The organism is Amycolatopsis lurida (assembly GCF_900105055.1).
In the GTDB taxonomy this organism is placed as follows: domain Bacteria; phylum Actinomycetota; class Actinomycetes; order Mycobacteriales; family Pseudonocardiaceae; genus Amycolatopsis; species Amycolatopsis lurida.
Genome location: NZ_FNTA01000004.1, coordinates 6539238 through 6565224 on the forward strand (window position 1 = coordinate 6539238; position 25987 = coordinate 6565224).

28 protein-coding genes are annotated in these 25987 nt (G+C 69.3%); 14 read left to right on the forward strand and 14 right to left on the reverse strand.

All coding sequences use genetic code 11. From position 1 onward, the window contains the following. Window positions 1–44: 44 nt before the first annotated feature. Window positions 45–1361, forward strand: a complete 1317-nt coding sequence (locus BLW75_RS36015; RefSeq protein ID WP_034323411.1) for an aminotransferase-like domain-containing protein — start codon at window positions 45–47, stop codon at window positions 1359–1361. 3 nt (window positions 1362–1364) lie between these two features. Here BLW75_RS36015 and BLW75_RS36020 read toward each other — a convergent pair whose 3' ends face one another. From BLW75_RS36020 to BLW75_RS36030, 3 genes are all read right to left on the reverse strand, one after another. Next, window positions 1365–3173, reverse strand: coding sequence for a hypothetical protein (locus BLW75_RS36020; protein WP_034323409.1), 1809 nt, complete (start codon window positions 3171–3173; stop codon window positions 1365–1367). A gap of 114 nt (window positions 3174–3287) precedes the next feature. Beyond that, window positions 3288–5261 (reverse strand): SDR family oxidoreductase, encoded by a 1974-nt coding sequence (locus BLW75_RS36025; protein ID WP_034323406.1) that lies wholly within the window; start codon window positions 5259–5261, stop codon window positions 3288–3290. Between the two features lie 58 nt (window positions 5262–5319). After that, the gene (locus tag BLW75_RS36030; RefSeq protein WP_039922712.1) at window positions 5320–5538 is read right to left on the reverse strand and encodes a hypothetical protein; all 219 of its coding nucleotides are present in this window, start codon (window positions 5536–5538) and stop codon (window positions 5320–5322) included. A 210-nt stretch (window positions 5539–5748) separates the two neighbouring features. On the opposite strand from BLW75_RS36030, the gene BLW75_RS36035 reads away from it, so the two are divergent. After that, entirely contained in the window at window positions 5749–6978 is a 1230-nt protein-coding gene (locus BLW75_RS36035; protein ID WP_034323403.1) for an NAD(P)/FAD-dependent oxidoreductase, read from the forward strand. A 34-nt stretch (window positions 6979–7012) separates the two neighbouring features. On the opposite strand, the gene BLW75_RS36040 is transcribed toward BLW75_RS36035, so the two are convergent. Next, window positions 7013–8272, reverse strand: a complete 1260-nt coding sequence (locus tag BLW75_RS36040; RefSeq protein WP_091599103.1) for a Bcr/CflA family multidrug efflux MFS transporter — start codon at window positions 8270–8272, stop codon at window positions 7013–7015. 230 nt (window positions 8273–8502) lie between these two features. Between BLW75_RS36040 and BLW75_RS36045 the strand changes: the two genes are divergently transcribed. The 6 genes from BLW75_RS36045 to BLW75_RS36070 are packed head-to-tail and all read left to right on the forward strand — an operon-like array spanning window position 8503 to window position 15003. After that, on the forward strand, window positions 8503–9363 hold the full coding sequence (locus BLW75_RS36045; protein ID WP_034321241.1) for a fumarylacetoacetate hydrolase family protein: 861 nt from the start codon (window positions 8503–8505) through the stop codon (window positions 9361–9363). Continuing rightward, window positions 9363–10664: an enolase C-terminal domain-like protein gene (locus tag BLW75_RS36050; RefSeq protein WP_034321238.1), complete on the forward strand. Its 1302-nt coding sequence runs from the start codon at window positions 9363–9365 to the stop codon at window positions 10662–10664. The genes BLW75_RS36045 and BLW75_RS36050 overlap by 1 nt, the downstream gene beginning before the upstream one ends. Next, the gene (locus tag BLW75_RS36055; RefSeq protein ID WP_034321233.1) at window positions 10661–11422 is read left to right on the forward strand and encodes an SDR family NAD(P)-dependent oxidoreductase; all 762 of its coding nucleotides are present in this window, start codon (window positions 10661–10663) and stop codon (window positions 11420–11422) included. Before BLW75_RS36050 ends, BLW75_RS36055 begins: the two co-directional genes overlap by 4 nt. Before the next feature lie 37 nt (window positions 11423–11459). Further along, the gene (locus tag BLW75_RS36060; RefSeq protein WP_091599106.1) at window positions 11460–12485 is read left to right on the forward strand and encodes a sugar ABC transporter substrate-binding protein; all 1026 of its coding nucleotides are present in this window, start codon (window positions 11460–11462) and stop codon (window positions 12483–12485) included. After that, entirely contained in the window at window positions 12482–14002 is a 1521-nt protein-coding gene (locus BLW75_RS36065) for a sugar ABC transporter ATP-binding protein (RefSeq protein WP_034321230.1), read from the forward strand. Before BLW75_RS36060 ends, BLW75_RS36065 begins: the two co-directional genes overlap by 4 nt. Beyond that, on the forward strand, window positions 13999–15003 hold the full coding sequence (locus BLW75_RS36070) for an ABC transporter permease (RefSeq protein WP_034321226.1): 1005 nt from the start codon (window positions 13999–14001) through the stop codon (window positions 15001–15003). Before BLW75_RS36065 ends, BLW75_RS36070 begins: the two co-directional genes overlap by 4 nt. An 83-nt stretch (window positions 15004–15086) precedes the next feature. On the opposite strand, the gene BLW75_RS36075 is transcribed toward BLW75_RS36070, so the two are convergent. Continuing rightward, window positions 15087–15797 carry a FadR/GntR family transcriptional regulator gene (locus tag BLW75_RS36075; protein WP_034321224.1) on the reverse strand — a complete coding sequence of 237 codons (711 nt, stop codon included), beginning with the start codon at window positions 15795–15797 and terminating at the stop codon, window positions 15087–15089. A gap of 106 nt (window positions 15798–15903) precedes the next feature. Between BLW75_RS36075 and BLW75_RS36080 the strand changes: the two genes are divergently transcribed. From BLW75_RS36080 to BLW75_RS36090, 3 genes are read left to right on the forward strand one after another with little or no spacing between them, the layout of a single operon-like run. Further along, on the forward strand, window positions 15904–16206 hold the full coding sequence (locus BLW75_RS36080; protein ID WP_034321220.1) for an L-rhamnose mutarotase: 303 nt from the start codon (window positions 15904–15906) through the stop codon (window positions 16204–16206). Next, window positions 16203–17174 carry an aldo/keto reductase gene (locus BLW75_RS36085; RefSeq protein WP_034321218.1) on the forward strand — a complete coding sequence of 324 codons (972 nt, stop codon included), beginning with the start codon at window positions 16203–16205 and terminating at the stop codon, window positions 17172–17174. Before BLW75_RS36080 ends, BLW75_RS36085 begins: the two co-directional genes overlap by 4 nt. Then, the gene (locus BLW75_RS36090; RefSeq protein WP_034321215.1) at window positions 17171–17995 is read left to right on the forward strand and encodes an amidohydrolase family protein; all 825 of its coding nucleotides are present in this window, start codon (window positions 17171–17173) and stop codon (window positions 17993–17995) included. Before BLW75_RS36085 ends, BLW75_RS36090 begins: the two co-directional genes overlap by 4 nt. A 110-nt stretch (window positions 17996–18105) precedes the next feature. On the opposite strand, the gene shbA is transcribed toward BLW75_RS36090, so the two are convergent. From shbA to BLW75_RS36110, 4 genes are all read right to left on the reverse strand, one after another. After that, window positions 18106–18762, reverse strand: coding sequence for an RNA polymerase sigma factor ShbA (shbA, locus tag BLW75_RS36095; RefSeq protein WP_034321212.1), 657 nt, complete (start codon window positions 18760–18762; stop codon window positions 18106–18108). 250 nt (window positions 18763–19012) lie between these two features. Beyond that, a complete protein-coding gene (locus BLW75_RS36100) occupies window positions 19013–19315 on the reverse strand; it encodes a DUF202 domain-containing protein (protein ID WP_034321209.1) in 303 nt (100 codons plus the stop codon). Further along, entirely contained in the window at window positions 19312–19662 is a 351-nt protein-coding gene (locus tag BLW75_RS36105; protein WP_034321206.1) for a YidH family protein, read from the reverse strand. The genes BLW75_RS36100 and BLW75_RS36105 overlap by 4 nt, the downstream gene beginning before the upstream one ends. Window positions 19663–19672: 10 nt before the next feature. Then, window positions 19673–20128, reverse strand: coding sequence for a GtrA family protein (locus BLW75_RS36110; RefSeq protein WP_034321203.1), 456 nt, complete (start codon window positions 20126–20128; stop codon window positions 19673–19675). Between the two features lie 172 nt (window positions 20129–20300). Between BLW75_RS36110 and BLW75_RS36115 the strand changes: the two genes are divergently transcribed. Together BLW75_RS36115 and BLW75_RS36120 are read left to right on the forward strand one after the other, a co-directional pair. Then, window positions 20301–20516, forward strand: coding sequence for a hypothetical protein (locus BLW75_RS36115; RefSeq protein ID WP_034321199.1), 216 nt, complete (start codon window positions 20301–20303; stop codon window positions 20514–20516). 81 nt (window positions 20517–20597) lie between these two features. Then, the gene (locus tag BLW75_RS36120; RefSeq protein ID WP_034321195.1) at window positions 20598–20909 is read left to right on the forward strand and encodes a hypothetical protein; all 312 of its coding nucleotides are present in this window, start codon (window positions 20598–20600) and stop codon (window positions 20907–20909) included. A 17-nt stretch (window positions 20910–20926) separates the two neighbouring features. On the opposite strand, the gene BLW75_RS36125 is transcribed toward BLW75_RS36120, so the two are convergent. Both BLW75_RS36125 and BLW75_RS36130 read right to left on the reverse strand, forming a co-directional pair. Next, window positions 20927–22051, reverse strand: coding sequence for a glycerate kinase (locus BLW75_RS36125; protein ID WP_034321193.1), 1125 nt, complete (start codon window positions 22049–22051; stop codon window positions 20927–20929). Continuing rightward, entirely contained in the window at window positions 22048–23013 is a 966-nt protein-coding gene (locus tag BLW75_RS36130) for a 2-hydroxyacid dehydrogenase (protein ID WP_034321191.1), read from the reverse strand. The genes BLW75_RS36125 and BLW75_RS36130 overlap by 4 nt, the downstream gene beginning before the upstream one ends. A 158-nt stretch (window positions 23014–23171) precedes the next feature. Here BLW75_RS36130 and BLW75_RS36135 point away from each other — a divergent pair, with 158 nt between their 5' ends. Further along, window positions 23172–23693 carry a hypothetical protein gene (locus tag BLW75_RS36135; protein ID WP_034321190.1) on the forward strand — a complete coding sequence of 174 codons (522 nt, stop codon included), beginning with the start codon at window positions 23172–23174 and terminating at the stop codon, window positions 23691–23693. On the opposite strand, the gene BLW75_RS36140 is transcribed toward BLW75_RS36135, so the two are convergent. The 3 genes from BLW75_RS36140 to BLW75_RS36150 form a co-directional block, all read right to left on the reverse strand. Further along, complete coding sequence (locus BLW75_RS36140; protein WP_034321186.1) at window positions 23694–24377, reverse strand: type 1 glutamine amidotransferase domain-containing protein; 684 nt, start codon at window positions 24375–24377, stop codon at window positions 23694–23696. It lies immediately after the preceding gene. Next, window positions 24374–25291, reverse strand: a complete 918-nt coding sequence (locus BLW75_RS36145; protein ID WP_034321183.1) for an acetoacetate decarboxylase family protein — start codon at window positions 25289–25291, stop codon at window positions 24374–24376. The genes BLW75_RS36140 and BLW75_RS36145 overlap by 4 nt, the downstream gene beginning before the upstream one ends. A 69-nt stretch (window positions 25292–25360) precedes the next feature. Then, entirely contained in the window at window positions 25361–25936 is a 576-nt protein-coding gene (locus BLW75_RS36150; protein ID WP_034321179.1) for a TetR/AcrR family transcriptional regulator, read from the reverse strand. Window positions 25937–25987: the final 51 nt, after the last annotated feature.

Here is a 25987-nt window from a genome sequence, read left to right on the forward strand (position 1 = left end):
AGTGCAATCCCACGAGCGGTCTCGGTGCGATCGAAGGAACCTGTATGGAGGACTACCGGATAGTCGCGGACGAGATCTCCGCCGACGTCGAGGCGGGAAGGCTTCGTCCTGGCGACCGGCTGCCCCCGCAGCGGCGGTTCGCCCGCGAACGCGGGATCGCCAACTCGACCGCCGCCAGGGTCTACGGCGAACTCGTCCGGAGAGGTGTCGTGGTCGGCGAGGTCGGCCGGGGCACGTTCGTCCGCGCCGGAAGGCCGCCGCTGGAGACCGCGCTCGCCGAACCCGGTGGCGCGACGGTCGACCTCGAGCTCAACTTCGCCGTCCTCCCCGAACAGTCGGCGCTGGTCGGGAAGGCGCTGGAGCCGTTGCTGCGCGACGACGTCCTGACGGCGGCGCTGCGGCCGGGAAGCGTCTCCGGCTCGAAGCAGGCGCGTGACGCCGTCGCCGGGCTGCTCGCGAAGGACGGCTGGACGCCGGAAATCCTCTTCGCCGGAAGCGGCCGTCAGGCCATCGCGGCCGCCATCGCCGCCTTCGTGCCGATGGGGGAACGCCTGGCCGTCGAAGCCGTCACCTATCCCGTGGTCAAGGCGCTCGCCGGACGGCTCGGTGTCCAGCTGGTGCCCATCGAGACCGACGACAGAGGTCTCATTCCCGAGGCGCTCGAAGCCGCGTCCGTCCGCGCGCTGTACGTCCAGCCGACGCTGCACAACCCGCTCGGGTCCACAATGGACGAAGCGCGGCGCGTCGAGCTGGCCGAAACGGTGCGCCGGATGGACATCCCGGTGATCGAGGACGGTATCTACACCTTCCTCCGGCCCGAGGTCCGCCCGTTCGCGGCGTACGCGCCGGAACGCACGGTGTTCACCGACAGCATGTCCAAACGGCTCGCCCCGGGGCTGACCACCGGATTCCTCGCCGTCCCGGCGGAATCGAAGGAACGGCTGGCCGCGGCCGTGCGCTCGGGCGGCTGGGTCGCGCCCCGGTTCGCCGTCGAAGCCGCCACCCGGTGGATCACCGGCGGGACCCTGGAAACCGTCGAACGGGCGAAACGGCTCGACGCCGCGGAACGCCAGCGGGTGACGGCGGCGCGGCTGGCCGGGTTCACCCTGCGTGCCGATCCGCAGGCGTACCACTGCTGGTGGGAACTCCCCGAACACTGGCGCGCGGAGACCTTCGTCGCCGCGGCCGCGCGGCGCGGGATCGCGGTCACCCCGGCGGCCGCGTTCGCCGTCGTCCCCGGCCACGCGCCGAACGCGGTCCGCCTCGCCGTCTCGTCGCCCCCGCTCGAAACCCTCGCGGCCGCTTTGGACGTCCTCGCCGGCCTCGCTTCCGGCCGCCCCGAGGACGCCGGCATCGACTGACCGTCAGGGGCGCGGTGCCCACTTGCCGATGAAGCTGCCGCAGGTGACGGTCTGCCCGGTGAGCCGCGACCGCAACGCGTTCTCCAGCCCCAGGTAGTCGAAGATCGGCGCGTCCCCGGCGACCTCGGCGGGCACCGGGCCGCCCTTGGCCAGCACGGGCATGCTCACGGTCTGGAACAGCACCAGGTAGTCGCCTTCGCGGTTGAGTTCGTCGGCCGTGGAGAGCATGCGTTCCGGAGCGTCGGCGACGATCTCCAACGGCAGCGGCCATTCCAGCGGGAACGGGTTGCGCAGGCCGAAGGCGGGATAGGCGAACGGGTTGTCCGGCAGGACGGCCGTGCGGCCCGCGGGGAACCTCGTGACACAGTCCTGGATCTGGGAGATGTAGGTGAAGGTGCCCGGGTTGGTCCGGATCCCGCGCATCGACGGCGTCACCTCGCCGAGGTCGCCGGTCAGCTTCTCGTGCGCCATGTCGAGGTACGCCGCCTCGTCGTGGTGCGCGACCACGGCCCAGCCCGACGCCAGGACCGCGACCAGGCCCATCGCCGTGGCACCGGCCAGCCCGACCCGGCGCGGCGGCTCCGGCAGGGGCGGCAGCGCGTCCGACAGCAGCAGGATCGCCGTCAGCGCCAGTGTTCCGGTGAACAGCGTCGGCGTGTCGTTCCCCCAGGACAGGCTGGTCATGAAGCCGGTCGCGAAGACCAGAGCGCCCATTCTCGGGAAGCGCCGCGTCGCGACCCAGTTCACCAGGAGCGCGACACCGAGGATCCACCAGAGGACGTCCGCCCAGCGCGACGCGCCGGTGAAGTGCCCGTCGACGACGGTGCCCACCACGATCGCCACGCCGGCCAGGAGCAACAGCCGAGCGAGGACCGCCCCGGCGAAACCCGTGCGGTCGCGGAAGATCCCGAGCAGGGCAAGGAACACTCCGGCGATCGCGAAGAAGGTCAAGCCCCGCACCGGTGGCCGCATCAGGGACGCGGGATCTTCCAGCCACAGCCCGAGAAGGCGCTGGCCGTACGCGGGCAGGCCACCGGTGAGCTGCTCGGCCATCGCGCCGAGCCCGCCGTCGAGGGTGACGATTCCGATGTAGAACACCAGGAAAGCGCCGAGCGCCAGCAGGTCCCAGGCCCGCCGCGCCCACCAGTGGCCGGTGCGGAACGCGCCTTCCCTGAGCGACGGGTGCAGCAGCAGCCAGCACAGCGCGATCAGCGGCACCGGCGCGAAACTCTGCTTGACGAACACCGCGGTGCCCAGCAGCGCCAGGCCGAGCCGCCGCGGCCACGCCTTGCCGTTGCGAAGTCCCGAATCCAGTGCCCAGGCACCGCAGGCGGTCAGGAAGATCCCGTCGATCGTGTGCCAGGCCATCAGCGGGAAGGCGTTGAGGTTCAGCAGTGACGCGGCCGCCGTCAGCCCGGTGAGCCCCGGACCCCAGTCACGGACGCGGCGCCGGGTGACCAGTACGGCGAACGCGATGGTCGCCAGGATGATCTCCAGCATGCTGAGCACGCTGGAGACGAAGAACAGTGGCCCCGGCAGCGCGAAGTCGACGATGTGCAGGTACGCCGAACCCAGCGGCCGCGCGGAGATGATGTCGGAATGCGGGACCTCTCCGTGCAGTACCCGCCATGCCTGGGCGAGGATGAATCCCTGGTCCGACGGGTGGAAACCGAAGCGCCCCACCCGGAGCTCGGTGGTGACGGCGAGCGCGAGCACCCAAAACGCGTGCAGGGAAAGCCGCAGCACTGTCCTGGACGGACGTACCACCGCTGTGTCCGGTCCGGTCGACAGCGGGGGACTGGCGACGTCCACACTGCCCCTTCCCGCCTCGTCCTGCCTCGGCCCGTGCCCGCCGACCCCCCGGCGTATCGGAAACCGATGGTAGCGGCCGGGCGCGTCCCCCGATCGAGCCCCGGCGGCGGGACGTCAGGGACGACGGCGCCAGACCAGCCGGGTGACCGCGCCCGCCACCGAGGCGAGCGGAGCCTTCCGGGGCAGGCCACGGGATTCCGGCGCGGACTCGGGCATGGCGCGGTAGACGAGATGGGCGAAGAATCGTGCCGTCTTGGGTGCGACGAGCGTCACGAGTTCGGCGGCGGTGCCTTCGGGCAGATTCAGGATCTCGGGCCGTTTCTCGAGTGCCTTCACCACCAGCGCGGCGGCGCGTTCGGGGGAGCTCGACGGCATGCCTCGGTAGGAGCCGGTCGGGGCGATCATGTCGGTGCGCACCAGCGGCATCCGGACCGAGGTGAAGGTGACGCCGTCGGAAAGCGTTTCCCGTCCCGCGGTCAGGCCGAACTCCTCCAGCGCGGCCTTCGAGGCCAGGTAAGCGGAAAACCTCGGTGTGTCCGTTTGCAGCCCTTGGGTGGTCACGTTGACGACGTGCCCGAATCCGCGCGCGGTCATCGACGGCAGCAAGCCGAGCGTCAGCCGCACGGGACCGAAGTAGTTGATCGCCATCGTGCGCTCGAAGTCGTGGAACCGTTCGGTGGACAGCGAAAGCGACCGCCGGATCGACCGGCCCGCGTTGTTGACCAGCATGTCGACGGCGCCGTGCGCGGCGAGCACGTCCTTGACCAGAGCGTCGACGGCGCCACCGTCGGTGAGGTCACACGGATACGCCGACGCCTTCCCGCCCGCCGCGACGATCTGCTCGCGGACTTGTTCGAGTTCGTCGGCGCGCCTGGCCACGAGGATCACTTCGCCGCCCTTCGCGGCGACGGCCAGCGCGGACGCGCGACCGATGCCCGAGGACGCGCCGGTGATCAGCACCTTGCGGCCGTCGAGGGGTTCCGGACCCGGACGGCGGCGACCGCGGTCGGGATCGAGGTGCTCCAGCCAGTACCGGTAGAGCGGGCCGGCGTACTCCTTCAGCGGGGGCAAGGTGATCCCGCTGCCTTCGAGGGCGGCCGTGGTCGCGCTCGTGTCGAAGTCGACCTCCATGCTCAGATGTGGCAGGACTTCGAGCGGGATGCCGAGTTCGGCCAGCACCGCCGCGCGGGCCGAACGCCCGCCGGGGACGCGATCGAATCCGGCGGCCGCGGATTTCACCAGCCGGGTTCCGGCGCGCTTCAGCGCTCCGGACGGTCCGGGAGGCAGGACCGCGGAGATCTTCGGCCCGCCCGCGGCCCGCGCGAAGGCGTTGTAGACCTCGTGAAGCGGCTGTGGCCGGGGCGACGCGAGGTGGTACGTGCTGCCGGAGGGCGCGTCGACGTGCATGAGGTGCTCCATCGCTTCGACGACGTAGTCGACCGGAACGATGTTCGTGGCGCCCAGATCCGGGGCGGCCAGCGGGACGCGGCGGGGCAACGCGGCGAGCCGTGAGATGGCCGGGAGGAAGTAGTACGGACCGTCGACCTTGTCCATCTCGCCGGTGCGCGAATCCCCGGCCACGGCGGACGGCCGGTACACGCGGAACGGCGTTTTCCCGTGCTGTCGCACGAGTTTCTCCGCTTCGAACTTCGTCGCGTGGTACGGCGACGCGAAGCTTTGGCCGAGGTCGAAATCGGCTTCGGTGAACCGCCCGGCGTACTGCCCGGCGACCGCGATCGACGAGACGTGGTGGAAGAGCCCGGCCTTCGCGGCGGCCGCGAACTCCAGGACGTTGCGGGTGCCGTCGACGTTGGCCGCGCGGTTGGCCGCTTCGTCCGCGGTGAGGTCGTAGATCGCGCCGAGATGCACGACGTGGTCAAGGGGCGCCGGCTGGGCGGGATCGATGCCCAGCAACGGTTCGGTCAGGTCGCCGGTGACGGGAACGAGCTTCTCGTGGCTCGGGAGCTTCCCGCGTGAGGTCTCCCTCACGAGAACATGGACGGCTACGGTCTCAGGTCGCCGTAGTAGGCGCGCGACCAGGCGTTTTCCCAGAAAACCCGTCGCGCCCGTCACGAAGTAGGTGGTCATGGCCGGCTCCTTCCGAACGGAGCCGACTCTACCTACTCAGAAGTAGGAACGGTAGTTGTCATTCACTGTGGTCCGGATGTTCGGCCACCGCGACCACGGCGTCGCGGAGCGCGGCGCGCAGGCGCCCCACGTCCAGCGGCCCGAGTACGGCGGCCTCTCCGGGCGGGGCCACGAGCACGATCTTGTCGCTGCTCACGAACACCGTCACGTCCCTGCGCCTGCCCGCGAGATCCCGGCAGCCGACCGACCATTCGTCCCGGGGTGCCAACGTCCTCATCCTCCCGTATCCCATGATCTCCCTTTCTCGTCCGAGGCTGGGACGAGGCGGTTCTGGGGCCGTGACGCGGGTTACCCGACATTCCTACTGATGGGTTAACCGGCCCTTCATTCTGTGATCGGACACAGTGTGATCGACTTCCGCCTTCACCGAGCCGGACGAGGAGGAACCGGAGTAGCGTCCGGGGGAGGACTGCTTGGGAGGTCATCGATGTCCGAACCCAGGAAGATCGTCATCATCGGAGCCGGCCTCGCCGGAGCGTCGGCGGCCGGGGCGCTGCGAGAACGCGGCTACGCGGGGGAAATCCTGCTGCTCGGCACGGACACGCATCGCCCGTACGAATTACCGCCCTTGTCCAAAGGGCTGCTGGTGGGCAAGACCGATGAACCCGACTGGGTGCACGACGAGGGTTTCTACGCGGAGAAGGACATCGCGTTCAAGAGCGGTGCGACCGCGACCAAGGTCGAACTCGGTGCCCGGCTCGTGCACGACGACGCGGGCGGTGAACACCGGTTCGACCGGCTCGTGCTCGCGACCGGCTCGCGGCCGCGTGCGCTGCAGGTGCCTGGCGGGGGCCTGCCCGGACTGCGCACCCTGCGCACCCTCGACGACGCGTTGGCGCTGCGTTCGGCGTTCAAGGACGCCGGGCGGGTGGTGATCGTCGGCGCGGGCTGGATCGGGACCGAGGCCGCGGCGGCCGCCAGGGAACACGGCGCCGAGGTGACCGTGGTCGACCAGGTCGGCTCACCGCTGCTCGCGGTACTGGGAGAGCAGGTGTCCGGAGTTTTCAAGGACCTGCACGCCGAGCACGGCGTCAACTGGCGTCTGGGTGAAGGCGTCGCGGGATTCACCGGCGGCCCGGACGGGGTGACGGGCGTTCGCCTGCGGAGTGGTGATGAGCTCGCCGCGGACGTCGTGCTGGTGGCCGTCGGCGCCGCGCCCCGGGGCGACCTCGCGCACGCCGCCGGGCTGGAACTGTCCGACGACGGCGGTGTCTGCGCCGACGCCGGCCTGCGGACGGCGGCGCCCGACGTCTACGCCATCGGCGACATCGCCGCGCATTTCCATCCCCGCTACGGAAAACGGGTCCGCGTCGAGCACTGGTCGAACGCGAAGTGGCAGGGCGAGCACGTCGCCGGGAACCTGGTCGGCGAGAACGAGCCGTACCTGCGGAGCCCTTACTTCTTCTCGGACCAGTACGACCTGGGCTGCGAATACCGGGGTCTCGCCGACCCCGAAAGCGACGAGCTCGTGGTGCGGGGCGACCTCGCGTCGCGCGACTTCACGGCGTTCTGGCTGCGGGACGGTCAGGTGACCGCCGCGATGAACGTCAACCAGTGGGACGACGGGGACGCCTTGAAGGCCCTGGTCGAGGGACGCGCGGCGGTGACGGCGGAGCAGTTGAAGACCGCTGAACTCAAGGGACTCGTGAGTGGTTAGGACGGTTAGAACCGTCCTGACCACTCACGAGTACCTACGCCTGCGAGAGCGCCAGGGCTTCCGGTGCCGTTGCCGTGGCGGGCCGCGTCATGGTCCCGAAGGCCAGCAGAGCGAGAACGCCGAAGGCCGCCATCACGATCCCCATCGGGACCGCGGTGCCCGCGCCGCCCAGCCCGACCAGCGGCGTCGCCAGCCCGCCGACGACGAACTGCAGCACGCCCAGCAGCGCCGACGCAGAACCGGCGGACCGCGCCTGCTCGGCGAGAGCCAGCGAACTCGCGTTCGGCGCGACCATGCCGATGCTCGACACCAGGATGAACAGCGGGATCAGCAGCCCGATCAGGCCGAGGTCCAGTACCGCCGCGGCCAGGACGCCGAATCCGGCGACCGCCGCGATGACGAGGCCGACGGTCAGCAGGGTCCGTTCCGGGAAGCGGCCGACGATCCGCCCGTTCAGCTGGCCGACGGCCACGATGCCGATGCCGTTGAGCCCGAACACCAGGCTGTACGCCTGCGGGCTGAGCCCGTAGACGCCTTGCAGCGCGAAGGACGAGCCGGAGATGTAGGCGAACAGGCTCCCGAACATCAGCCCGGAGGCCAGCGCGTAGCCGAGGAAGCCACGGTCGCGGAGCAGGCTCGCGTACTTCCGCAGCACCGAGCCGAACCGCGCGGGGGTGCGGCGTTCCTCGGGCAGGGGTTCCGGCAGCAGGAAGAAGACGACGGCGAGCAGGATCGCGCCGAACACCGTCAGGCAGACGAACACGCCGCGCCACGAGGTCCAGTTCAGGATCTGGCCGCCGATGATCGGCGCCAGGATCGGGGCGAGCCCGTTGACCAGCATGAGCAGCGAGAAGAACTTCGTCATCGCGGTGCCGGAGTAGAGGTCGCGCACGGTCGCCCTGGCGATCACGATGCCGGCCGCGGCGCCGAAGGCTTGGACGCCTCGTGCGGCGATGAGCAGCTCGGCGGTCGGGGCGACGGCGCACAGGATCGAGCCGACCATGTAGAGCACGAGGCCCGCCACGAGCGGCTTGCGGCGGCCGATCGCGTCGGACAGCGGTCCGAGGATCAGCTGACCGAGGGCGAGCCCGATGATGAACGCGCTCAGCGTGAGCTGGACGGTCGCGTCCGCCGCGTGCAGTTCGCCCGCCATCTGCGGCAGCGCGGGCAGGTACATGTCGATGGACAGGGGCCCGAAGGCGGACAGGCCGCCGAGGATCAGGACGAATCGGGCGCGTCCGCTCGTGCGGGGCCGCGCGATGGGTTCTTCCACTCGCTCGGGCGCGATGGTCATGCTCTTCCCTTCCCCAGTCATGGTTCCGCGACGAATAACTTGCTTAGAGTAGGTAACTATTCCCCATGTGACCCATCGCACTACAAGATCCCCCGACTGATCCGATCAATATTCCGCTCAAATCCGAACAGCCCCTAGATCTTGGCGACGGTCGTCGGGTATACATCGGATGTCTGTTCGTTGCTGGTGGAGCCGTTGATTGTTGGCGGTTCGGCTTGAAGGGAAAATCCGTGCAGCTGTTGCGACTCGGGGAGCCGGGAAGTGAGCGTCCGTTCGTACGTGCCGGGGACGGCACGCTGCGCGACCTCTCGGCGATGACCGCCGACATCGATGGCGGCTTCTTCGCGAGTGACGGAGTGGCCAGGGTCGCGGCCGCGCTCGCCGCCGGTGAGCTGCCCGAAGCCGGTCCCGAAGCCGCGCGAGCCAGGGTGGGCGCGCCGATCGCGCGGCCCGGCAAGGTCGTCTGCATCGGCCTCAACTACCGGCAGCACGCCGAGGAGTCCGGCGCCGAGGTCCCGGCCGAGCCGGTCGTCTTCATGAAGGCCCCCGACGTCGTCGTGGGCCCGCAGGACGACGTGCTCGTGCCGCGCGGTTCGACCAAGACCGACTGGGAGGTCGAGCTCGGCGTCGTGATCGGCAAGACCGCGCGCTACCTCGAAAGCGCCGAAGAAGCCCTGGAGTACGTCGCCGGCTACACCGTCTCGAACGACGTGTCCGAGCGCGAGTTCCAGCTCGAACGCGGTGGTACCTGGGACAAGGGCAAGTCGTGCGAGAACTTCAACCCGCTCGGCCCGTGGCTGGTCACCGCCGACGAGGTGCCCGACCCGCAGGACCTCGGCCTGCGGTTGTGGGTCAACGGCGAGAAGAAGCAGGACTCTTCGACCAAGGACATGATCTTTTCGGTCGCGGAGATCGTGCACTACGTGAGCCAGTACATGGTGCTGCGCCCCGGCGACCTCATCAACACCGGCACGCCGCAGGGCGTCGCCCTCGGGCAGCCGGACCCCAAGCCGTACCTGCGCGAAGGTGACGTCATCGAGCTCGAAATCGACGGCCTCGGCCGTCAGCGCCAGAACGTCAGGCAGGCGTGATGGCGAAGATCGTGGGCATGGAGGTGCTCGACGTCCGGTTCCCCACCTCGCGGGAACTCGACGGTTCGGACGCCATGAACCCGGACCCGGACTACTCGGCCGCGTACGTCGTGCTGCACACCGACGGCGGTCCGGACGGCTACGGGCTCGCCTTCACCATCGGCCGCGGCAACGACGTCCAAGCCGCGGCGATCCGCGCACTGGAGCCGCATGTCGTCGGCATGGACGTGCCGACCGACGCCGCCGCGCTCGGCGCCTTGTCGCGGACGCTGGTCGGCGATTCGCAGCTGCGCTGGCTCGGCCCGGAAAAGGGTGTCGCGCATATGGCGATCGGCGCGGTGGTCAACGCCGCCTGGGATCTCGCCGCACGCATCGCCGGGCTCCCGGTCTGGCGCTTCGCCGCCGAAATGTCGCCGGAGGACCTGGTCTCCCTCGTCGACTTCCGCTACCTGACCGACGCGCTCACCGAGCAGGAGGCGCTCGACATCCTCCGCGCCGCCGAACCGGGCCGTGCCGAACGCATCGCCCGGATCGAGCGTGACGGCTACCGCGCGTACAGCACTTCTCCCGGCTGGCTCGGCTACTCGGACGCGAAGCTGGTCCGGCTCGCCGAGCAGGCGGTGGCGGACGGCTTCGAGATGATCAAGCTGAAGGTCGGCGGGAACCTGGAGGACGACGTCCGCCGGATGAAACTCGCCCGCGAGACCGTCGGCCCGGACATCCGGGTCGCCGTCGACGCGAACCAGCGCTGGGACGTCTCGACCGCGATCACCTGGATGACCGCGCTGGCCCCGTACGACCCGTACTGGATCGAGGAACCCACCTCGCCGGACGACGTGCTCGGGCACGCCGCGATCGCCAAGGCGCTCGCCCCGATCCGGGTGGCCACCGGCGAGCACGTCCAGAACCGCGTGGTGTTCAAGCAGTTGCTGCAGGCGGGCGCGATCTCGGTGCTGCAGCTGGACGCCGCCAGGGTCGGCGGGTTCAACGAGAACCTGGCGATCCTGTTGCTGGCGGCCAAGTTCGGCATCCCGGTCTGCCCGCACGCCGGCGGCGTCGGACTGTGCGAACTCGTCCGGCATCTGTCGATGTTCGATTTCGTGGCGGTGTCCGGCTCCGACACCGACCGGTCCATCGAATGGGTCGACCATCTCCACGAGCACTTCACCGATCCGGCCGCCGTCGTCGACGGCCGCTACGTCGCCCCGTCCGCGCCGGGTTTCTCGGCCCGGATGCACGACGCGACGCTGCGCCGGTTCACCTTCCCCGACGGTCCGGAATGGACGGAGACAAGCAAGTGAGTGAGTTCGAAGGCCTCGTCGCGGCGGTCACCGGAGGCGCGTCGGGAATCGGCAGGGCCACCGCGGACCTGCTCGCCTCGCGCGGGGCGAAGGTCGCGATCCTCGACCTGAATCCCGGCGACCTTCCCGAAGGTCTCACCGGATTCCGCTGCGACGTCGGTTCGGACGAGGAGGTCCGGTCGGCGATCGACGCGGTCGCGGACCGGTTCGGCAGGCTCGACGTCCTGGTCAACAACGCGGGGATCGGCGCGCAGGGTGACGTCACCGCCAACGACGACGACGAGTGGCACCGGGTGCTCGACATCAACGTCGTCGGCATGGTGCGGCTGGCGCGGGCGGCGTTGCCGCACCTCAAGAACTCGCCGTCGGCCGCGATCGTCAACACCTGTTCGATCGCCGCGTGGGCGGGCCTGCCCAACCGCGCGCTGTACTCGGCCAGCAAGGGCGCGGTGCTCTCGCTGACCCTGGCGATGGCGACCGACCACCTCGCCGACCGGATCCGGGTCAACTGCGTCTGCCCGGGTACCGCGGACACCCCGTGGGTCGGCAGGCTGCTCGACGCGGCGGGCGATCCGGAGGCCGAACGCGCCGCGCTCGCCGCCCGTCAGCCGATGGGCAGGCTGGTCACCGCGGACGAGGTCGCGAACGCGGTCGTGTACCTCGCCAGCCCGCTGTCGGCTTCGACCACCGGCACGGCGCTCGCTGTCGACGGAGGGATGTACGGGCTGCGTCCGCGTGGCCCGGTCCACCAGCAGTAGTTTCGCTGTCATCAAGGAGGATGCGGTGCGTACGAGGGTGATCAAGGTGGCCGCCGCGGCCACCGCGCTCGGGCTGACCCTGTCGGCGTGTGGGTCCACAAAGGACAACGCTCCCCAACCGGGTGCGGGCGGGGGCGGCAAGGTCGGCGCGACGATCCCGTTGCTGACCTCGCCGTTCTGGCAGGCCTACAACAACTACGTACCGCTGAAGGCGAAGGAACAGGGCGTCGAGGCGCTGCCGACGGTCAACGCGGACAGCGACTCGGCGAAGCAGATCACCGACATCAACACCTTGCTCAACCAGGGCGTCAAGGGCCTGGTCGTGACGCCGCTGGACTCCGCCGCCGTCGTGGCGGGCCTCAAGGCGGCGGAGAACAAGGGTGTCCCGGTGGTCGCCGTCGATGTCGCGCCGGAGAGCGGCAAGGTCGCGATGGTGGTGCGCGCGGACAACAAGGCGTACGGCACCAAGGCCTGCGAGGCGATCGGCGCGAAGGTCACCTCGGGCAAGGTCGTGCAGGTCATGGGCGATCTGGCCTCGGTCAACGGCCGCGACCGCTCCGAGGCGTTCCGGCAGTGCATGAAGACGAAGTACCCGGACGTGCGGGTACTGGAGATCGCCGCCGAGTGGAAGGCGGACAAGGCTTCGTCCGGTTTGGACAGTCTGCTGACCGCGAACCCGGACATCAAGGCCGTGTACATGCAGGCGGGCGGCGTGTACCTGGCGCCGACGCAGCAGGCGCTCAAGCGCAAGAACCTCTACTTCCCGGTCGGCGACCCGAAGCATGTCGTGCTGGTCAGCAACGACGGCATCCCGCAGGAACTCGCCGCGATCCGCGCCGGCGAACTCGACGCGACCGTCTCCCAGCCCGCCGACGACTACGCCAAGTACGGCATGTACTGGATCAAGAAGGCCATGGCGGGGGAGACCTTCAAGGCCGGGCCGACCGACCACGGCAGCACCGTCGTCGAGGTCCGCCCCGGCATCCTGGAAGACCAGCTCCCCGCGCCCGTCGTAACCAAGGACAACGTGGACGACAAGGCCCTGTGGGGGAACAACCTGTGAGCGCGCTGCCCGCCGGATCCGCCGCCGTGCCGGTGGTCAGCGCACTGGGCGTCGGCAAACGCTACGGCCCGACCGTGGCACTGTCCGACGTCAGCCTCACCGTGCACCCCGGCGAGTCGCACGCGCTCGTCGGCCGTAACGGTGCCGGGAAGTCGACCCTCGTCTCCATCCTCACCGGACTGTCCAAAACGGACACCGGGCACGTCGAGTTCGGCGGCGTCCCCGCACCGCCCCTGTCCAGGCAGGACGATTGGAAACGCGCGGTCGCCTGCGTCTACCAGCACGCGATGGACGTCCCGCAGCTGACCGTCGCGGAGAACCTGTTCCTGAACCGCCAGTCCGGCAAGGGTTTCGCGATCGGCTGGCAGCGGTTGCGCCGTCAGGCACGGGAACTGCTCGACTCGTGGGACGTCCACGTCGACGTCGACACCCCGGCCGGGGAGCTTTCCGTCGAGGACCGGCAGTTCGTCGAGATCGCGCGGGCGTTGTCCTACGGCGCCCGGTTCATCGTCCTCGACGAGCCGACGGCGCAGCTGGACAGCCAGGCGATCGAGCGGCTCTTCGCGCGGATGCGCCAGATGCAGGACAGCGGGGTGACGTTCCTGTTCATCTCGCATCACCTCCACGAGGTCTACGAGGTCTGCCAAGCGGTCACCGTGCTGCGCGACGCCAAGCACATCCTGACCGCGCCCGTTTCGGAGGTCGGCCGTGCCGAGCTGATCGACGCGATGACCGGCGAGCAGGGTGGCCTTTCCGTCCGTGACGCCGCCACGCGCGAGGCGTTGGACGAGGACGCCGACGAGGTGCTGACCGTCGATGGGCTTTCCGGTGACGGCTTCGAGGATGTGACGTTCCGGATCCACCGCGGCGAGGTGATCGGGCTCGCGGGCAGCAACGCCAGCGGCAAGCACCAGGTCGCCGAAACCGTGTACGGCCTGCGTTCGCCGTCCGGTGGCACGGTACGGGTGGACGGGAAGCCGTTGAAACCGGGCGAAATCCCGGCCGCGATCCGCGCCGGGATCGGCTGTGTGCCGAGGGACCGGCATCACGAGGGACTGGTGCTGGAGCATTCCATCGCGGACAACGCCACACTGTCCATTTTGGATCGCATGGGGAAGGCCGGTCTGGCGTCACCGGGCGCGCGCTATGGCCGTGCCGCCCAGGCGTTGAAGGACTACGACATCGTCGCGGCCGACGCGGACCAGCCGGTGTCCGACCTTTCCGGTGGCAACCAGCAGAAAGTGGTCCTCGCCCGGGCGCTGGCCGGGGATCCGCGCCTGGTGGTGCTGATCAACCCGACCGCGGGCGTGGACGTGAAATCGAAGGAAGCGCTGCTCGCGGTCGTCGACCGGGTGCGCGCGGAAGGCAAGGCGGTGCTGATCGTCAGCGACGAGCTGGACGATCTTCGTCTGAGCGACCGGGTGCTGGTGCTGCGCGCCGGTGCCGTGGTCGCCGAACACCGGGCGGGCTGGTCCGACGGCGACCTGGTGGCCGACATCGAAGGAGTCGAACGGTGACCGATCCGAAGACTTCGACGTTCGCGGCCCCGCCGAAGCGCCGGAAATTCCGCTGGCTGCGCGAACTCGCCCTTGTCCCCGCGCTCATCGTGGTGCTGATCATCGGAGGACTGATCAGCGACACGTTCCTGACCTTCGGCAGCATCGTCGGGATCCTGTCCGCCTCGGCCGCGCTGTCGATGGTGGTGCTGGGCGAGTCGCTCGTGCTGCTGACCGGGAAGTTCGACCTGTCGCTGGAATCCACCATGGGCATGGCGCCCGCGCTGGGCGCGATGCTGGTCATCCCGGTGGCGTCCTCGGGCTTCGGCACCGAGATCCCCGGCTTCGCGGGCATCCTCGCCGTGCTGGTGGCCGGTGCCGCGGTCGGCTTCGTGAACGGCTTCCTGATCGTCAAGCTGAAGCTGAACGCCTTCATCGTCACGCTGGCGATGCTGACGGTGCTGCGCGGCACGCAGATCGGGTCCACCCAGGGAAAGACGCTCTTCGATCAGCTGGACGTGTTCACCGCGCTGGCCACGACGACCTTCATCGGGCTGCCGATGTCGGTGTGGCTGGCCGCGGCGCTGTTCACCGTGTTCGGGCTGGGGCTGCGGTACCACCGGATCGGCCGGTCGCTGTACGCCATCGGCGGCAACCGGGAAGCGGCGCGGGCCGCCGGTATCCGCGTCGACCGGATCTCGTGGGGTGTCTTCGTGGTGGCCGGGGTGCTGGCCGCGCTCGGCGGGCTCGCGTACACCGGCTACGTCGGCGCGCTCGGCGCGGATCAGGGTGACGGATTGATCCTTCAGGTGTTCGCCGCTGCGGTGATCGGCGGTGTCTCACTGGACGGTGGGAAGGGCACTCTGGTCGGGGCGCTCACCGGCGTGCTGCTCCTGCAGACGGTCACGAACCTGCTGCAGGTGGCGCAGGTGCCGCCGGAATGGCTGAAGGCGATCTACGGCGTGATCATCCTGGTCGCGTTGATCATCTCCCGCTATGCCGGCGGGAAGGCCCAGACCTAGCAGTCGAGCGCGTGAAGGCCCCCTTCCCTCGGCTGATCCGAGGGAAGGGGGCCTTCACGGGACGAACGGAGGAGAGAGCGGTGTCAGGAAGCTTCGGCGGCCGTGGTGGGGTCGTCGGCGGTGCCGAGCGCGTTGCGGAGCCACTGCTCCACGCCAGCCACGTGCACGGTCGCCCACGAACGCGCGAGTTCGGGCTCACGGGCGGCGATGGCTTCGTAGATCGCCGTGTGCTGCTCGCGGGTTTTGGCGACGGCGCCCTCTTGGGTGAGCCCGCGCCAGATGCGGGCCCGCGCGGTGGGGCCCGACAGGCTGTCCAGCAGCGAGCACAGCACCGGATTGCCGGAGCCGTCGGCGATCTTGCGGTGGAACTGAAGGTCGTTCGCGACCAGTGCCTCCACCGTCGGCGAGTCGGCCAGTTCGTCGAGCAGGCGGCCTAGTTCCTCGATGTCCTCGTCGCTCATGTGCATCGCGGCCAGCGCCGTCGCCGCCGGTTCGAGGATCCGGCGCACGGCGAGGAAGTCCAGCACGGTGTCGTCGCGGTGGAAGTCCACCACGAACGTCATCGCGTCGAGGAGGAGATTCGGTTCGAGGCTGGTGACGTACGTCCCGTCGCCCTGGCGGACGTCGAGCACGCGGATCAGGCACAACGCCTTCACCGCTTCGCGCAGCGAACTGCGGGACAGACCGAGCCGCTGGGCCAGTTCGGCCTCTTTCGGCAGCCTGTCGCCCGGAGCAAGCTCGCCGGAGATGATCATGTCTTTGATCTTGTCGATCGCGACATCGGTGACCGGCATGTTCCACCGCCCTCCCCGAAGACCTCGGATGTTTGAGTGTCAGTTGACAGAGTGCCATGTTTCGAGTTGAGGAGGCGCGGTGACCCACGGTGTCGCACTACAAAGAGTGGCACTCCACACCCGGCTGAAGCCGGGCAAGGAGGCCGAATACGAGTCGGTCCACGCCGTCATCCCGCCTGAACTGGACGAAGCCCTGCGCGGTGCGGGCGTGCGTTCGTGGCGGATCTGGCGGGACGGGCTCGATCTGTTCCACGTCGTGGAGGTCGAGGACTACGCGAAGATGCGCGCGATCCTGCGCGATCATCCGGCCAACATTCCCTGGCAGGCCCGGATGTCGGAGCTGCTAGACGTCGAAGACGACTACTCGGGCGGCGATTCGGGGCTCGGCCTCGTTTGGGAGCTTCCGTGAAGATCCCCCTGTCCCCGCTGGGGCTCGGCTGCGCGCAGCTGGGCAACCTGTACCACGCCATCACCGACGAGACGGCCGAAGCGACCGTCCGGCAGGCGTGGGACGAAGGCATCCGCTACTTCGACACCGCCCCGCACTACGGTCTCGGGCTGTCGGAACGACGGCTGGGCGCGGCCCTTTCGGCGTATCCCCGCGCGGATTTCGTGGTCTCGACGAAGGTCGGCCGCGTGCTGGAACCCGATCCCGGTGGCGCTTCGCGCACCGACTCGCAGGGCTTCGTCGTTCCCGCCGCGTACGAACGAAGGTGGGACTTCAGCCGCGACGGGATCCTCCGGTCGCTTGAGGACAGTCTGGAGCGGCTGGGACTCGACCGCGTCGACGTCGTCTACGTGCACGACCCGGACGAACACTTCGAGGACACCGTCGACGGCGCGTTCCCCGCGCTGCTCGAACTGCGGGAGCAAGGTGTCGTCGACGCCATCGGGGCCGGGATGAACCAGGCGCCGATGCTCGCCGAGTTCGTCCGCCGGTTCGATCTCGACGTGATCCTGCTGGCGGGCCGGTACACCCTGCTCGACCAGCCCGCGCTCGACGACCTTCTCCCGCTGTGCGGGGAACGCGGCGTGGACGTGGTGGCGGGCGGGGTGTTCAACGCCGGGATCCTCGCCACCGCCTCGCCGGGCACGATGTACGACTACGCCGAGGCCCCGGCCGAACTGGTGGAGCGCGCCCAGCGGATCGCCGGCGTCTGCGCGCGGCACGGTGTCGAACTCCCGCAAGCCGCGCTGGCGTTGCCCGCCGCGCATCCGTCGGTGGTGTCCGTCGTCGTCGGCGCGCACGACCGCGGCCAGGTCCGGCTCAACGCCGAACGGTTCCGGCGGCCGGTGCCGCGCGAGTTGTGGACGGACCTGATCCGTGCGGGACTGTTGCGTGAGGACACCGTGCTGCGACAGGAGGAACGGGCGTGATCGACGCGCACCATCATCTTTGGGATCCCTCGCGGCGGGACTACCCGTGGATGGCCGGTACGGCACTGGAGCCGATCCGCCGTCCGTACACAGTGGACGACCTCCGCGCGGTGACGAAGGCGGCCGGGGTGAAGGGGACCGTGCTGGTGCAGACGGTCTCGTCGGAAGAGGAGACGCGAGAGTTCCTCGCGGCGGCTCAGGCCGAACCGCTCATCGTGGGCGTCGTCGGCTGGACCGACCTCACCGCGCCCGATGTCGCCGAGCGCGTCGCCTCGTTTTCGGGGCCGTTGGCGGGGATCCGGCATCAGGCCGAGGACGAGCCGGACCCGTCGTGGCTGACGCGGCCCGAGGTCCTGCGTGGTCTCGCCGCTCTCGGCAAGGCAGGGCTGGCGTACGACCTGCTGGTGAAGCCACCGCAGCTCCCCGCCGCGCTCGCCGCCGCGAAAGCGTTGCCGGACCAGGTTTTCGTGCTCGACCACGCCGCGAAGCCGCCGATCGCCTCGGGCGAATGGCAGCCGTGGGCGGACGGGGTCGCGGCCTTGGGGGAGCTGGACAACGTGTACTGCAAGCTTTCCGGGCTGGTGACCGAGGCGGACTGGGCGCGGTGGAAGGCCGGGCAGCTGGCGCGCTGGGCCGAGCACGTGCTGGAGTCCTTCGGGGCTTCGCGACTGATGTTCGGCTCGGACTGGCCGGTCTGCGAGCTCGCGGCCGCGTATGAAGTCGTCGTGGACACCGCCTTTTCGCTGACGGGCTCGCTGAGCGACGCCGAGCGGCTGGAGTTCTTCGACGGGACGGCGCGGCGGGCCTACCACCTCTCGTGAGTGGTCAGGACGGTTAGAACCGTCCTTGCCACTCACGAGGCCGGTGGGCGGCGCGGGGACCGGGCGCCTGAGAACCGCCGATCAACGACCTGCGGCAGGGGGAGAGAAGATCAGAATTCGTCCTGCTTGACCATCGTCCGCAGGCGGGCCAGTGCGCGGTGCTGCGTCACGCGCACGTTGCCGGCGGAGATCCCGAGCGCCTCGGCCGTTTCGGCGGCGGAAAGGCCGACGGCGATGCGGAGGGCGAGGATCTCCTGCTGCACCCGCGGGAGGGTGGAGAGCAGGCGGTTGAGGCGGGCACCGAGATCCAGGTGCAGGGCGTGGGTTTCGGGTTCGTTGTCGCCGATGGGCCGTTCCGGCAGTTCCGGGACCGGTTCCGACCGGTCGCGGGAGACCGCGCGGTAGGCGTCCGCGACCTTGTTGGCGGCGATGGCGTGCACGAGGTAGAGGAACGAACCGCCGCGATCCTGATAGCCGGGCAGCGCCTTCAGCACCGCCATGCACACTTCCTGCGCGACGTCGTCCGCCGACAGGTAGGACAGGTCACGGCCGCCCATTCTGGCGCGGCAGTAGCGGACCACGACGGGTCCGATCATCCGCAGGAGGGACTGGATGGCGGCGGGATTCCCGTCGCCCGCGTCCTTGACGAGGGGATCGAGGTCTTCCTTCGTCAGCCGTCCGCCCGGTCGAGGCAGGTTCTCCGGAGTCGTGTATCCGGGGACCGCATCGGGGGTGACGGTTCTGGACGCACTGGAAGTTGCTTGCATGGTCGTCCTCCCCGGCCGACCCTGCGACCGTCGCTGTCGAGGGGTCAACACTCCGTAACGATTGAGGGCGGCAGATGCTCCGTAAGATCAGATCCATCTGCCGCCGTTGCGACGCAGCGTAATCGTAGGCGCCGGTCGGGCGGCAGTAAAGATTTCAACTAGAGATAGCCCATTCGCCGGAGTCGGCTTAATACAACCGAGACTCTGGGCCGGGAAAACGGGTTTCGCCGTCGCAGGATGTGCTCGGCGCTTAGCGTACCGCGATCAGGGCGACCGCCGTCGCCACGACGAGTGCCGATGCTGTGACGGCAAGGGATGGGTTAAGAGGTTTCGGGGTTTCGGGGCGGCGCAGTGCTCGTTCACGGATCGCGCCGGTGGCGACCAGGATGATCACCATGGCGCCCGCGAACGTGACCGGGACGACCGCCGTCCCCCAGCCTCGCCGGGCCGCGCTGTGCAAGAGCAGGAGTGTGCAGGCGGTAGCCGCGAGCGCGGTTCGGCGCCACGCCAGCCCGGTCCGTTCCGCTTGCGCTCCGTGATCGCGTTGGCTCACGAAAAGACCACCAGCGCCGCCGCCGTCAGGGTGATCGCGAGGATCCCGGTGGTCAGCAGGACCAGCATCCCGCTCTTGGGCAGCGGTCGTCCCGCGCGCATCGCACTCTGCACCTGCCGCCAGCGGGGATACGCGCTCGCCGCGACGACGGCGGCCAGCAGGACGCACAGTCCCGCCAGGGCGGTGCTCAGCGCGCTCGGGTCGGGAACCAGCTGATGGACGGCGACGCCGCCGGCCAACAGCCCTAGCGCCGTCCGGAGCCAGGCGAGGAAGGTCCGTTCGTTGGCGAGCGTGAATCGGTAATCGGGTTCGGAGCCGCCGTCGTGCGGGCCGTTGATCTCTGCCACTTGAAGGAGACTAGGCGTTCCGGCGTGCGAAGACCCACCAGCGAAGGACCGCGAAGCGCGCGATGCCACCCACGACGCTGGCGGCGAGCAGAGCGCCTGTCTGTTCCAGCGCGGTCGGCTCGGTGATCACCGCGTCGAGCGACGCGAGCACGATCGAGCCGTACGCGGCGTAGAAGGCGAACGTCACCAGATCCTGGAAATGCCGCTTGCCCGCATTGCTCTTCCGGGTGGCGAAGGTGACCCTGCGGTGGAATTCGGTGTTCCCTACGGTCGTGACCGCGAGCGCGACCAGATTGGCGAGCTGGGGGCCGAGGATCGGCTGCAGGACAAGGAACAGCACCGCCTGCAGGCCGGTGGCGGCGACGCCGGCGACGACGTACCAAGCGGCATGGTTGCCGAGTTCGTGATGCCGCTCCGGCGCGCGCCGGATGATCCGGTGCCCTGGCGCCCACCTGGTGGTGGTCATACCAACGACGCTACTCCTTGTTTCACAAACTTGTGAAGGTAATGAACCACCTGAGAAACTGTGATCCCCGCGACAGCGCCGCCGTTTGGCCTGCGGAGACGCCGGGTAAGCCACGGGGACCGGGTCGAGTACAGCACGCCCCGGCGAACGTCCGACCAGGAGGGAGCGGCCGATGAGCGACCGTGAGACCGCGGAGCCGGAAACGTTGGATCCCAGCGAGGCGCTCGACGAGGACGAGCTTCGCGTCGATCCGCTCGAGGAAGGTGTCGAACCTCCCGAGCACTGGAGCGGAGCAGACCGCTTCGGGACCACGCCCGCGGAGATCCGCGAAGGGGAGTCGCACGCCATGCGGCTCGCCGAAGAGGAGCCGGACGTCGGCGAGAGGTGATCTTCACTCAGACGGCGGGCCATGCCGACAGCCCCTAGCGTGGTCGGTCAAGTGCAAGACCGCGACGAAGGAAGGGCAGAGATGCTGACAGTCACCGAAGCCGCCGCCGAGGCGATCACCGCACTGACCGGCCAGGAGGACGGCCAAGACGGAGGCGGCCTGCGGTTCGCGATGCATTCCCAGCAGGGGGACAGTCCCCAGCTCGCGGTTTCCGTCGCCCCCGAACCGGAAAGCGGCGACAAGGTCCTCGGCGCCGACGGCGGCCCGAAGGTGTTCTTGGAGCCGGAGGCGGCCGCGTTGCTCGACGACAAGGTCCTCGACGTCCAGCAGGACGAAACCGGCGAAGTCGCCTTCGCCGTCCTCCCGCAGGCTCAGCCCCAGCCTGGCAGCTGAGCCCGGCGGGTCAGGCTTTAAGACCGGGCCCAGGCACGGACCAGTTCGCCGGCCCGCTCGCGCAGGAGTTCCGCCGCGTGCGCGCGTGCGTGGTCGAGCGAAGGCGCGTGGTCGATCAGTGCGGCGCTGCCCACGACACCGAGGCCGGCGAGCTGGCTCTGGTCCAGCTGGATCCGTCCGGCCAGCACCATCAGCGGCACCGCGTGCTCCTGTGCGCGGGCCGCGATACCCGCCGGTGCCTTGCCGTCGAGGCTCTGCTCGTCCAGTGAGCCCTCGCCGGTGATGACGAGGTCGGCGTGTTCGATGGCGTCGGCGACCCCGGTGAGCCCGGCGATGAGCTGGAAACCGGATTCGACGCTCGCGCCGAGTCCCGCGATCGCCCCTGCGGCGACCCCGCCGCCCGCGCCCGCTCCGGGAAGATCGGAGACATCGGGAGTTCCGGCGTTCCGCAAGGCCCGCGCCCAGCGGGACAGGGACGCGTCCAGCTGTTCGACTTCGCGAGGGCCCGCGCCTTTCTGCGGGCCGAAGATCGCAGCCGCGCCACGGGGCCCGAGCAACGGGTTCGTCACGTCGGTGGCGACGGCGACCTCGACGGAGCCGAGCCGTTCGCGTGCCGGGCCGAGTTCGGCCACCGCGACGCGGCCCAGTGTGCCGCCGCCGAGCCCCACCGGCGCGCCGAACGCGTCGAAGACCCCGGCGCCCAATGCCGCCAGCATCCCGGCGCCGCCGTCGGTGCTCGCCGTTCCGCCGACGGTCAGCACCAGGCGCCGAGCGCCGTTGTCGAGCGCGTGCGCGAGGAGTTCGCCGACGCCCCAGGTGTGCGCGGCCAGCGCCACCTCCGGGCTCGGCTTCACGAATTCGATGCCGCACGCGCGGGCCGACTCGATGTAGGCCGTTCCGTCGAGCATCACATAGCGCGCGTCGACGGTGTCGTCGAGCGGGCCGCGGACCGGGAGTTCCACGAGACGGCCACCCGCCGCGACGAGGACGTCGAGCGTTCCTTCGCCGCCGTCGGCGACAGGGCAGGAGGAGACCTCGGCTTCGGGCAGTGCGTCGCGGACGCCGTGGGCGATCGCCTCCGCGGCCTCGACCGCGGTCAGGCTTCCCTTGAACTTGTCGGGCGCGATGACCACACGAGTCATGGACGAACCTCCGTCAGCGGGTTTCCGCCGGTGAGCACCGACGCGACGTTCTCGGCCGCGAGCACGGCCATGGCGGTACGGGTCTCGACGGTCGCCGATCCCAGATGTGGCGTCAAGACGACGTTTTCGCGGTCCAGCAGGCGCGGTTCGACCTCGGGTTCGGCCTCGAACACGTCAAGGGCCGCTCCGGCGATCTCGCCGGTTTCGAGCGCGTCCGCCAGCGCGGCCTCGTGGACGACGGGGCCGCGGGTGGTGTTGATCAGGTACGCGCCCGGCTTCATCGATTTCAGCGCGTCCGCGTCGACGAGGTGCCGGGTCTCCGGTGTCAGGGGGCAGTGCAGCGACACGACGTCGGAACTCCGCAGCAGTTCGCCGAAGGACACGTACTTCGCGCCCAGGGTCTTTTCGACGTCTTCGGCGGCCCGCGACCGTCCTGAGTAGACGATCCGCATGCCGAAACCGAGCGCCCGCCGCGCGACCGCCTGCCCGATCTGGCCGAGTCCGACGATCCCGAGCGTCTTGTCCCGCAGCGAGGAACCGAGCAGGAAACCCAGATGGAACGACCACGGGGTACGCGAGCGGAGGAGCCGTTCGCCCTCGCCGAGCCGCCGCGTGACCGCCAGGATCAGCCCGAACGCCAGATCGGCGGTGGCGTCGGTGAGCACACCGGGGGTGTTGGTGACGGTGATCCCGCGCTCCGACAGTGCCGCGACGTCGACGTTGTCGTAGCCGACGGCCACGTTCGCCACGACCTTCAGTCCGGGGCCCGCCGCGTCGGCGACCTCGCCGTCGAGCCGGTCGTGCAGCATGCCGACGATCGCGGACGCGCCCCGGACGAACTCGAGCAGTTCGTCCCGCGTCAGCGGCCGGTCGGCGCGCGAAAGTTTCACCTCCCCGGAATCGGCGAGCACTTTCAGCGCTTCGTCGGGGATCCACCGGGTCACCGCGATCTTCGAGGTCACGTCGTCAGCCTAGTGGGCGACGGTTGGTATCCCAAATGTGGAAATCCCCGTCATGAGGGAGACGCTTCCCCTGCGCGGGGGAGTCGTCACCGCCGGGCACGGCGGGATGGTGATGTGTGCGGAAAGGTTCCGCGAGCAGGGGATTCCAGGGGTGGAACGTGAAACGATCACGAGAACTCGCCGCCGTCGGCGCCGCGATGGTCCTCGCTGCGACACTCGTCGCGGCCGGTCCGGTGTACGCCGCGGAAAAGGGCAAGCCGTCCGAACCGAGTCTGGTCGGCAGCGCGAAGATGCTGCGCAAGGACGGCCAGGACGTCCGGTTCGCCTTCGACGCGCACGGCCTCTTCCCGGAGAGCCGGGGGACGTTCCGGGTCGGTCATGCGGGCGAGGGGTTTTCCGCCTACTTTCAGGGCAGGGTGGACTGCCTGGTCGTCGGCGGCCCGGTCGCCGTGGTCACCGGCATCGTCGAGGACACGAACGTCCCGGATCTCAAGAACCGCCGCGTCGGGATGACGGTGTACGACAACGGCAGGCGCGACCGGGTCGGCTACAGCTGGGGTCCTGATCCGGAGCACCAGTCCGTCGTGCCGCCCTGTCTGAGCACTGCTCCGTTCGAGACGGTCGAGTCGGGGGACTTCAAGGCCGTCGAATGGTTCCCGCCCGGCAGCGGGATCGGCTGATCACAAGAGATCGGCCACCTTCTTCGCCGTCTCCTTCGCGGATCCCGGGTTCTGGCCGGTGACGAGGTTGCCGTCGACCACCGCGTAGGACACGAAGGGCAGCTTCGCCTTTTCGTAGAGAGCGCCGCGCTTCTTCATCTCTTCTTCGGCGTTGTAGGGCACGAGCTTGTCCACCCTCGCGAGGACTTCCTCGCGCCAGGCGAAGCCGGTGACCTTGCGGCCCGCGACGAGATACGAGCCATCGGACAGCGTCGTGTTCAACAGGCCGCAATAGCCGTGGCAGACGGAGGAAACGATGCCGCCGCGTTCGAAGATCTCCCGCGTGATCCGCTGGAGTCCTTCGCTGTCGGGGAAGTCGTACATGACCGCGTGGCCGCCGGTGAAGTAGATCGCGTCGAAGTCCGCCGAGTCGATCTCGTCGGGTGCCGCGGTGTTCTCCAGCAGCGTCATCCGCTCCGGGTCGGCACGCCAGGCCTTGGCGGTCTTGTCGTAGGCGGGGAATTTCAGCGATCGGGGTTCGAGCGGCGATCGTCCGCCCTGGGGGCTGACGATCGTCTGCTCGAAGCCTCGCTCGGCGAAGACGTGGTAGGCGTGCGTGAGCTCGGAAAGCCACAAGCCTGTCGGGTGGGACGGATCGTCGTAGTGACCGACGTTGGTGACGACGTTCAACACGCGTTTGGTCATTTGCGGGCCTCCTGTTCGCGGACGGAGATGGGGACCGGCATGTGGAGCGCGAGCTGCCCTTCGGTCATCACGTCGAGGCGGATCGGCTTGCGGGGATCGAGTGAGCGGAGATCGTCGGAGAGACGGCCCTCGCCCAGCCTGAGGTCGACACCGCGGGGGAACGTCGTGCTTCCGGCCGAAAGCACGTTCGTCTGACTCAGCGTCGCGTGCCACGCGTCCCCGATGGTGGTGTACGACGTGAGACTCGAGACCTGGTCGCCGGTCTTGTGCGTGGTTTGGCGCGGTGTCGCCGCCGCGAGGGCGAGGTCTGTCTCGCCGCGGTCGTTCGCCACGCGCGCTTCGGTGCGCTCCGCGTCGATGTCGACGTCGAGCTCCGTCACCCATTTCGGGAACCCGTAGCCGTCGTGGCCGCGAACCTGGGCGATGTCGCTGCTGACCGGAAGGGACAGCACGTACGAGTGAAGGTGCTCGTTCTTGAGCCCGGTCACCAGATCGAAGAACCCGAACCGTCCGTGGCGGGCGGGCCGGACCGCGACGCCCACGGCGGCCTCGGTGTAGAAGTCGATGTCGCAGACGTCGTACCGGAACACCATCACCGACACCAGGCCGAGGCCCGGTGCGATCTCCAGCGGGGAAAGCTCCGCGGGGAGACGGCGCCGGATCGTCCGGGAGGGCGCCGTCAGCGTCAGCCGGGCCGTCGCGATCCGGTAGTAGAAGTTGGGCGTCAGCGTCGGCCCGATGGGCGAGTCGACCCGCGCCTTGGGGAGCCGCCGGAAGAATTCGACGCCGCTCACGCGCGGGTCGGCGGCGACGGTGTCGAGGTCGGTGTCCATGCGGAAGCGGTCGTAGAGACCACCTTTCGGGACGGCGACCGAGCGCCCGCCCAGATCGACGGTGACCGTGTCCTGAGCCATCGGATCTCCAATGTTTACGATGCTTACATCAACCAGCGTAAGGCTCGATGTAAGCACTGTCAACACCGGTTAGCGTGATCGTGCCGCCAGGATCGCGGTGAAGGCGGCGCGTACCTGCTCGGCGATCTCGTCGTCCGACTCCACCTGGAGTTTGCCGTCCAGGAACAAGTACGCCAGTCCGTGTGCCAGCCCCCAGCCCGCCGAGGCGAGCGCGTCCGAGGGTTCGGGGAACACGTGTGCCATCGCCTCTCGCAGGAGGTCGTGGATGTCCGCCGCCGCTTGGACGCGCTCCTCGCTTCCCGTGTCGCAGGCGTTTCCGAACATCAGCCGGAACAACGCCGGGCGGCGCAAGGCGAAACCGACGTAGGCGACCGCGAGTTCCGCCAGCTCCGCCACCGACGCCGGGAGCTCGCGTCCGTGGGTGAGGTCTTCTTTCAGGTCGCGCAGGCCTTGTGCGGCCAGCGCCGACTCCAGGGCGTCCCTGTCGGCGAAGTGCCGGTACGGCGCGGTCGCCGAGACGCCCGCCTCCCGGGCGACGGCACGCAGGGAGAACTGCTCGCCGGCTTCGAGCATGCGCATCGCCGTGGCCAGCAACGACGCCCTCAGGTCGCCGTGATGGTAGCCACTCTTCGTCGATGTTGACACTGCTTACATCCCCTTCCTATGCTCATGTGAGCAATGTAAACATACGCGTTC